The organism is Streptomyces sp. Q2, assembly GCF_056820935.1.
The window spans coordinates 1-5,921 of sequence record NZ_JBXEJE010000095.1 but is presented as its reverse complement, the minus strand read 5'-3'; the positions used below and the strand labels follow the sequence as shown (position 1 = coordinate 5,921).

At 71.3% G+C, this 5,921-nt stretch carries 5 protein-coding genes; 3 read left to right on the top strand and 2 right to left on the bottom strand.

Annotated features, from left to right (window positions below; genetic code table 11):
* On the bottom strand, nt 1–763 hold a 763-nt coding region (locus ACWBNA_RS47580; RefSeq protein ID WP_482710841.1), incomplete at its 3' end, for a mannosyltransferase family protein.
* A 260-nt stretch (nt 764–1,023) separates the two neighbouring features.
* On the opposite strand from ACWBNA_RS47580, the gene ACWBNA_RS47575 reads away from it, so the two are divergent.
* Entirely contained in the window at nt 1,024–2,622 is a 1,599-nt protein-coding gene (locus ACWBNA_RS47575; protein ID WP_482710840.1) for an MFS transporter, read from the top strand.
* A gap of 223 nt (nt 2,623–2,845) precedes the next feature.
* Entirely contained in the window at nt 2,846–4,054 is a 1,209-nt protein-coding gene (locus ACWBNA_RS47570) for an acyl-CoA dehydrogenase family protein (RefSeq protein ID WP_482710839.1), read from the top strand.
* A 39-nt stretch (nt 4,055–4,093) separates the two neighbouring features.
* Here the strand turns inward: ACWBNA_RS47570 and ACWBNA_RS47565 are convergent, their stop codons facing one another.
* Nucleotides 4,094–4,534 (bottom strand): cell division protein SepF, encoded by a 441-nt coding sequence (locus ACWBNA_RS47565; protein WP_383872991.1) that lies wholly within the window; start codon nt 4,532–4,534, stop codon nt 4,094–4,096.
* Nucleotides 4,535–4,834: 300 nt separating this feature from the next.
* Here ACWBNA_RS47565 and ACWBNA_RS47560 point away from each other — a divergent pair.
* Nucleotides 4,835–5,921, top strand: a 1,087-nt coding sequence (locus tag ACWBNA_RS47560; protein ID WP_482710838.1) for a DUF5685 family protein, incomplete at its 3' end; no start/stop codon positions are given.

Sequence of the window (5,921 nt, the reverse complement as noted above, 5' to 3'; positions counted from 1 at the left end):
TGCCGGGGGCGCGGCGCGTGCCGGGGGCGCGGCGCGTGCCCCAGGCGCGTTCCTCCACGGGGGCGCCGTCCGGTCGCGCCGGGCTCCGGTCCCGCACGGACGAGGGATCACCCGCCGGGCTCCGGTCCCGCACGAAAGCGGCGATCGCCGCCGCCCACACCGCCGCGACGACGGCGAGGCCCACCGGGCGGGTCAGGCCCGCCAGCAGGGCCAGGGTGCCCGCCGTCACCCAGCGGCCGGTCAGGACCGCGTACAGCGACCAGGCGGCCAGGGCCGTGAACAACGACTCGCTGTACGCCATCGACTGCACGATCCCGACCGGGAGGACGGCCCACAGCAGCACCGCGCAGACACCCGCCCGACGGCCGTGAAGGTGATCGGCGACCGCGAAGATCCCCCAGGCGGCCGTGAGCGAGGCGAGCAGGGCGACGACGAAGCCCGCGTCGGCGTACGACAGCGGGGTCACCCCGGCCACCAGCCGCTCCAGCCACGGCAGCAACGGGAAGAAGGCCAGGTTGGAGTGCACGTCGCCGTTCGGCAGACGCACCTCGTAGCCGTACCCCAGCTCGGCGACCCTCGTGTACCACAGGGAGTCCCAGCGGGCGGTGAGCAGCGTGAACGCGTTCTTGTCGCGCGCCGCGCTCCACAGGGCCAGCGCGACCAGCCCCAGGGCGCGTACGGCCGCGTACCCGAGGAGGGCCGGGGCGGCCCGGCGCAGGCTCGGGGCGCCGGGCGGGGCCGTGCGCGTTTCAAGATCGGTCACGGGCACGATTATCGACGGCGTACGGAACCGGCCGGCCGGCCGGGGCATGATCGCTTCCGAGAGGAGTGGTGTACGCCACACGCGTTCCGTGCAACCACTGAGAGGTCCGCCACTTGGTACCGGCACGAACTCGCGTACGCTGACGTGTCACTCGCCATCGTTGCGCGGGCCGGAGACCACCGCTCCTCTCCGGCCGAGTCACGGGGAGTCCCCACCCTGTGTACCCGCCGAACGCGAGGGAACATCTGGGAGGTACGTACATGTCCGGGACGATGACGGCCGCCGCTGGGTTGCGCCGTCGGGCGGCCGGGGCCGGTGCCAACCGCTGGGTCGTCCTCGTCGTCCTCTGTGCCAGCCTGCTCCTGGTCGCGCTCGACGCGACCGTGCTGCACGTGGCGGTCCCCGCCGTCACTGAGGACCTCAGGCCCGGCGGGATAGAGCTGCTCTGGATCGTCGACGTCTATCCGCTCGTCTGCGCCTCGCTCCTGATCCTCTTCGGCACGCTCGGCGACCGCGTCGGCCGCAGACGGGTCCTGCTCCTCGGCTACGCCCTCTTCGGCGTCGCCTCCGCGATGGCCGCCCTCGCCGACACCGCCCAGGTGCTGATCGTGGCGCGGGCGCTGCTCGGCGTCGGCGGCGCGATGATCATGCCCGCCACGCTGTCGATCCTCCGCCAGGTCTTTCCCGACCGACGGGAACGGGCGCTGGCGATCGGCATCTGGAGCGCGGTCGCGGCGGTCGGCGCGGCGATCGGCCCGCTGCTCGGCGGTTTCCTCCTGGAGCACTTCTGGTGGGGCTCGGTCTTCCTCGTCAACATTCCGTTGATGCTGGTCAGTCTGCCGATCGGGCGGTTGTTGCTGCCCGAGTCGAAGGGCGACGGACGCGGACCCTGGGACGTGGTCGGCGCGCTGATGGCGGCGGCCGGACTGTTCTGCCTGGTGCTCGGCGTCAAGCGGCTCGGCGGCGGGGAGCTGGGCCTGTTCACGATGGTGCCGCTGGTGGTCGGTGCGGTGCTGATCGTCTTCTTCGTACGGCGTCAGCGGCGCCGGGCGCATCCGCTGGTGGACCTGCGGATGTTCGCGCGGCCGGCCTTCAGCACGTCGGTGGGCTGCATCGTGCTGGCGATGCTCGCGCTGGTGGGACTCGAACTGATCGCGGCGCAGTATCTGCAGCTGGTGCTCGGGCTGTCTCCGCTGGAGACCGGTCTGCGGCTGCTGCCGCTGACCATCGCCGCGATGGCGGCGGGTCTCGCGGGTGCGCGGATGCTCCGGCGGTTCGGACCGCGTCGGATGGTGAGCTGCGGTTTCTGTCTCACGGCGGTGGCCGTGCTGCTGCTGACGGCGATGGGCGGCGAGGACAACACGGGGCTGCTGCTGGTCGGGTTCCTGCTGCTGGGCTTCGGCCTGGAGACCACACTCTTCGGGGCGTACGAGTCGATGCTGAGCGAGGCTCCGCCGGAGCAGGCGGGTGGGGCGGCGGCGATCGGCGAGACGTCGTACCAGCTGGGTGCGGGTATCGGGATCGCGCTGCTCGGGAGCGTGATGAACGCGGCGTACGCGCCTGGGGTGACGTCGGTGCCGGGTGTTCCGGCGTCGGCGTCGGCGGCCGCGGGGCATTCGCTGGGCGAGGCGTACGAGGTTGCCGGGCGGCTCGGGGGGTCGGCCGGAGTGGCCCTGCGTCGGACCGCCCGGGACTGTTTCGTGCACGGCCTGCATGTGACGTTGCTCGTCAGCGCGGGGTTGTTGCTGCTGGGGGCGGTGATGGCGTTGCGGTTGCCGCGGGTGATGCAGTGCGGGGAGGTCGGCACCGTGGAGCTGCCCGCCCCCCGGGAAGTCGCGGAGTCCCGCGTCTCCGCCTGACGCGGAACGTCTCCCACCCACGCACCGCCCGTGACGGTTCCTTCAGCGGAGCTCTCCTGTAGGGGCGGAGCGCCGTCGGCGGCTGCGGCGCATCACCTTGAGCCGGCGGCGGAGTAGTCCCACTGGCGACGTGCACGGGTGGCGTTCTGGACGTGCGGGAGACCGCGTCGTAACGTCGGGTCCGGACGTGTAACTAGCAGTGCTAGTTTGAGAGGACTTGCTCATGGCTCCGTTCGACCCCGCCGACCCCCTCGGCATCGACGACCTGCTCGAGCCCGAGGACCTCGCCGTGAGGGAAACCGTGCGGGCGTGGGCCGCTGATTGTGTGCTGCCGTATGTCGCCGAGTGGTACGAGAGCGGGGAGCTGCCCGGGATTCGGGAGCTCGCCCGCGAGCTGGGGGAGATCGGGGCGCTCGGGATGTCGCTCAGCGGGTACGGGTGCGCCGGTGCGAGTGCCGTGCAGTACGGGCTGGCCTGTCTGGAGCTGGAGGCCGCCGATTCCGGGATCCGGTCGCTGGTGTCGGTGCAGGGGTCCCTTGCCATGTACGCCATCCATCGGTTCGGGAGCGAGGGGCAGAAGCAGGACTGGCTCCCGCGCATGGCCTCCGGTGAGGTCATCGGGTGCTTCGGGCTCACCGAGCCCGACCACGGATCCGACCCCGCCTCCATGCGGACGTACGCCAAGCGCGACGCTGGGGGTACCTCCCGCTCGAGCGGAGCCGGGAGTGGGGGAGACTGGGTGCTGAACGGCCGGAAGATGTGGATCACCAACGGGTCCGTCGCCGGGGTGGCCGTGGTGTGGGCGCAGACCGAGGACGGGATCCGCGGCTTCGTTGTGCCGACCGACAGCCCCGGGTTCTCCGCGCCGGAGATCAAGCACAAGTGGTCGCTGCGCGCCTCCGTCACCAGCGAGCTCGTGCTCGACGACGTACGCCTGCCCGCCGACGCCGTACTGCCGGAGGGGGCAGGGCTCAAGGGCCCGCTCAGCTGTCTCACCCACGCCCGCTACGGCATCGTCTGGGGTGCCATGGGCGCGGCCCGCACCTGCTTCGAGACCGCGGTCGACTACGCCAAGACCCGGGAGCAGTTCGGGCGGCCGATCGGCGGGTTCCAGCTGACCCAGGCCAAGCTGGCCGACATGGCGGTCGAGCTGCACAAGGGGATTCTGCTCGCCCATCACCTCGGGCGGCGCATGGACGCCGGCCGCCTGCGTCCCGAGCAGGTCAGCTTCGGCAAGCTCAACAACGTCCGCGAGGCCATCGACATCTGCCGTACGGCCCGGACCATCCTCGGCGCCAACGGGATCTCGCTCGAATACCCCGTCATGCGGCACGCGACGAACCTCGAGTCGGTCCTCACCTATGAGGGCACCGTCGAAATGCACCAGCTCGTGCTGGGCAAGGCGCTCACCGGACTCGACGCCTTCCGCTGATTCCCCCGAGCAGCGGCAGGGCCGGTGAGCGGCCCTGCCTCAGCTCTGATTGAAGAAACCGTCCGTGCGGTGCGCGGCCGGGTCGCCGTTCACGATCTCCGTGTTGGCGGGGGTCAGCAGGAACACCCGGGTGGACACGCGCTCGATCGAACCCCGCAGGCCGAAGATCAGCCCGGCCGCGAAGTCGACGACGCGCTTGGCGTCGCCGGCCTCCATGGCCGTGAGGTTCAGGATGACCGGGACGCCTTCGCGGAACAGCTCGCCGATGGCGCGGGCGTCCCGGAAACTGTCCGGGGTGACCGTGCCGATCCGGCGGCCCTTCTCCTCGGCGACGTCCGACGCCACCTTGACCCTCGGGTCCGTGACCCAGGCCTCCCCGGGCTGCTCGGTCCCTTCGGAGTAGTCGTCGTCGTAGTAACGCTCGTCATCGTTGTCGTCGACGAGGCCAAGCCAGGCACTTGCCTTGCGTACCGATCCCATGGACGCCTCCTCTCACAGCGGTCTTTTCTGCTTTCCGCATCCCTATGGTCATCCATGATGCGGACGTCGCGCCAAGTGGATAGACGCCGCGCGGGGGGTTTGTGACGGTACTGGTGCACAGCGAATCCGTCGAGAGTCCAAGTGTCCCAAGGGTCGTTCCGCAAACGGCTGCTGACTGTGAGTGAAATATGATTCTTGACGGCGTACGGGTGATGGGCGGTGCGTACGGGTGAATGCGGCGATCGGTACGATGCCGCAGCTCACCGCAGTTCAACGCCGTACGCATCACGGGGGATCGTCGTGTTCGGAATCGTCAGGCCCTGCCGTCACCGGCTCGGCGAGAGCCTCAAAACCCAGTGGATGGCCCATTTGTGCGGGCTGTGCCTCGCGCTGCGCAAGGATCACGGGCAGTTCGCGAGGATGGTCACGAACTACGACGGTTTGCTGATATCGGTTCTGACGGAAGCTCAGGCCGAGCGGACCGGTGGCGGGCGACGCACGGCGGGGCCCTGTCCCTTGCGCGGAATGCGTACCGCGTCGGTCGCGCACGGTGAGGGGGCGCGGCTNACGAACTACGACGGTTTGCTGATATCGGTTCTGACGGAAGCTCAGGCCGAGCGGACCGGTGGCGGGCGACGCACGGCGGGGCCCTGTCCCTTGCGCGGAATGCGTACCGCGTCGGTCGCGCACGGTGAGGGGGCGCGGCTCGCGGCCGCCGTCTCGCTGGTGCTCGCCTCGGCCAAGGTGCGCGACCATGTCGTCGACGGGGACGGGATCCTGGCCCGCAAGCCGGTGGCGCTCGCCGCCCGCCGGGTCGCCGCGAGCTGGGGGCGGGCCGGGGAGAGGACCGGCTCGGACGTCGGGTTCGACACCGCCCTCCTCGTCGACGCCGTGGACCGGCAGGTCGGCATCGAGGCGCTGGCGGGGCCGGGAACGCCCCTCCTGACGGTCACCGAACCCACCGAGACCGCGACCGCCGCCGCCTTCGCGCACACCGCGGTCCTCGCCGGGCGGCCCGGCAACGCCGAACCGCTCGCCGAGGCCGGACGCCTCTTCGGACGGCTCGCGCATCTCCTGGACGCCGTGGAGGACAGGGAAACTGACGCGGCGTCGGGTGCCTGGAACCCGCTCACCGCGACCGGGACGCCGCTCACGGAGGCCCGGCGGCTCGCCGATGACGCCGTGCACGGGATACGGCTCGCGCTGCGGGCGGCCGACTTCACGGACGCGAAGCTCGCGCACCGGCTGCTCGTGCACGAGCTGCGCACCTCGGTGGACCGGGCCTTCGGCGCCGCCGCCTGCGCGCACGGGCCCGCGCCGTCGGGTGCGACGCCGGGCGGACCGTACGCCCCGCCCGGCGGCCCGTGGGCCCCGCTGCCCCCGGAGC

What these genes read in the sequence shown, in the direction of transcription:
- ACWBNA_RS47575 (WP_482710840.1), top strand. Translation starts at nt 1,024, where the DNA reads ATGTCCGGGACGATGACGGCCGCCGCTGGGTTGCGCCGTCGGGCGGCC.
- ACWBNA_RS47570 (WP_482710839.1), top strand. Translation starts at nt 2,846, where the DNA reads ATGGCTCCGTTCGACCCCGCCGACCCCCTCGGCATCGACGACCTGCTC.
- ACWBNA_RS47565 (WP_383872991.1), bottom strand. Translation starts at nt 4,534, where the DNA reads ATGGGATCGGTACGCAAGGCAAGTGCCTGGCTTGGCCTCGTCGACGAC.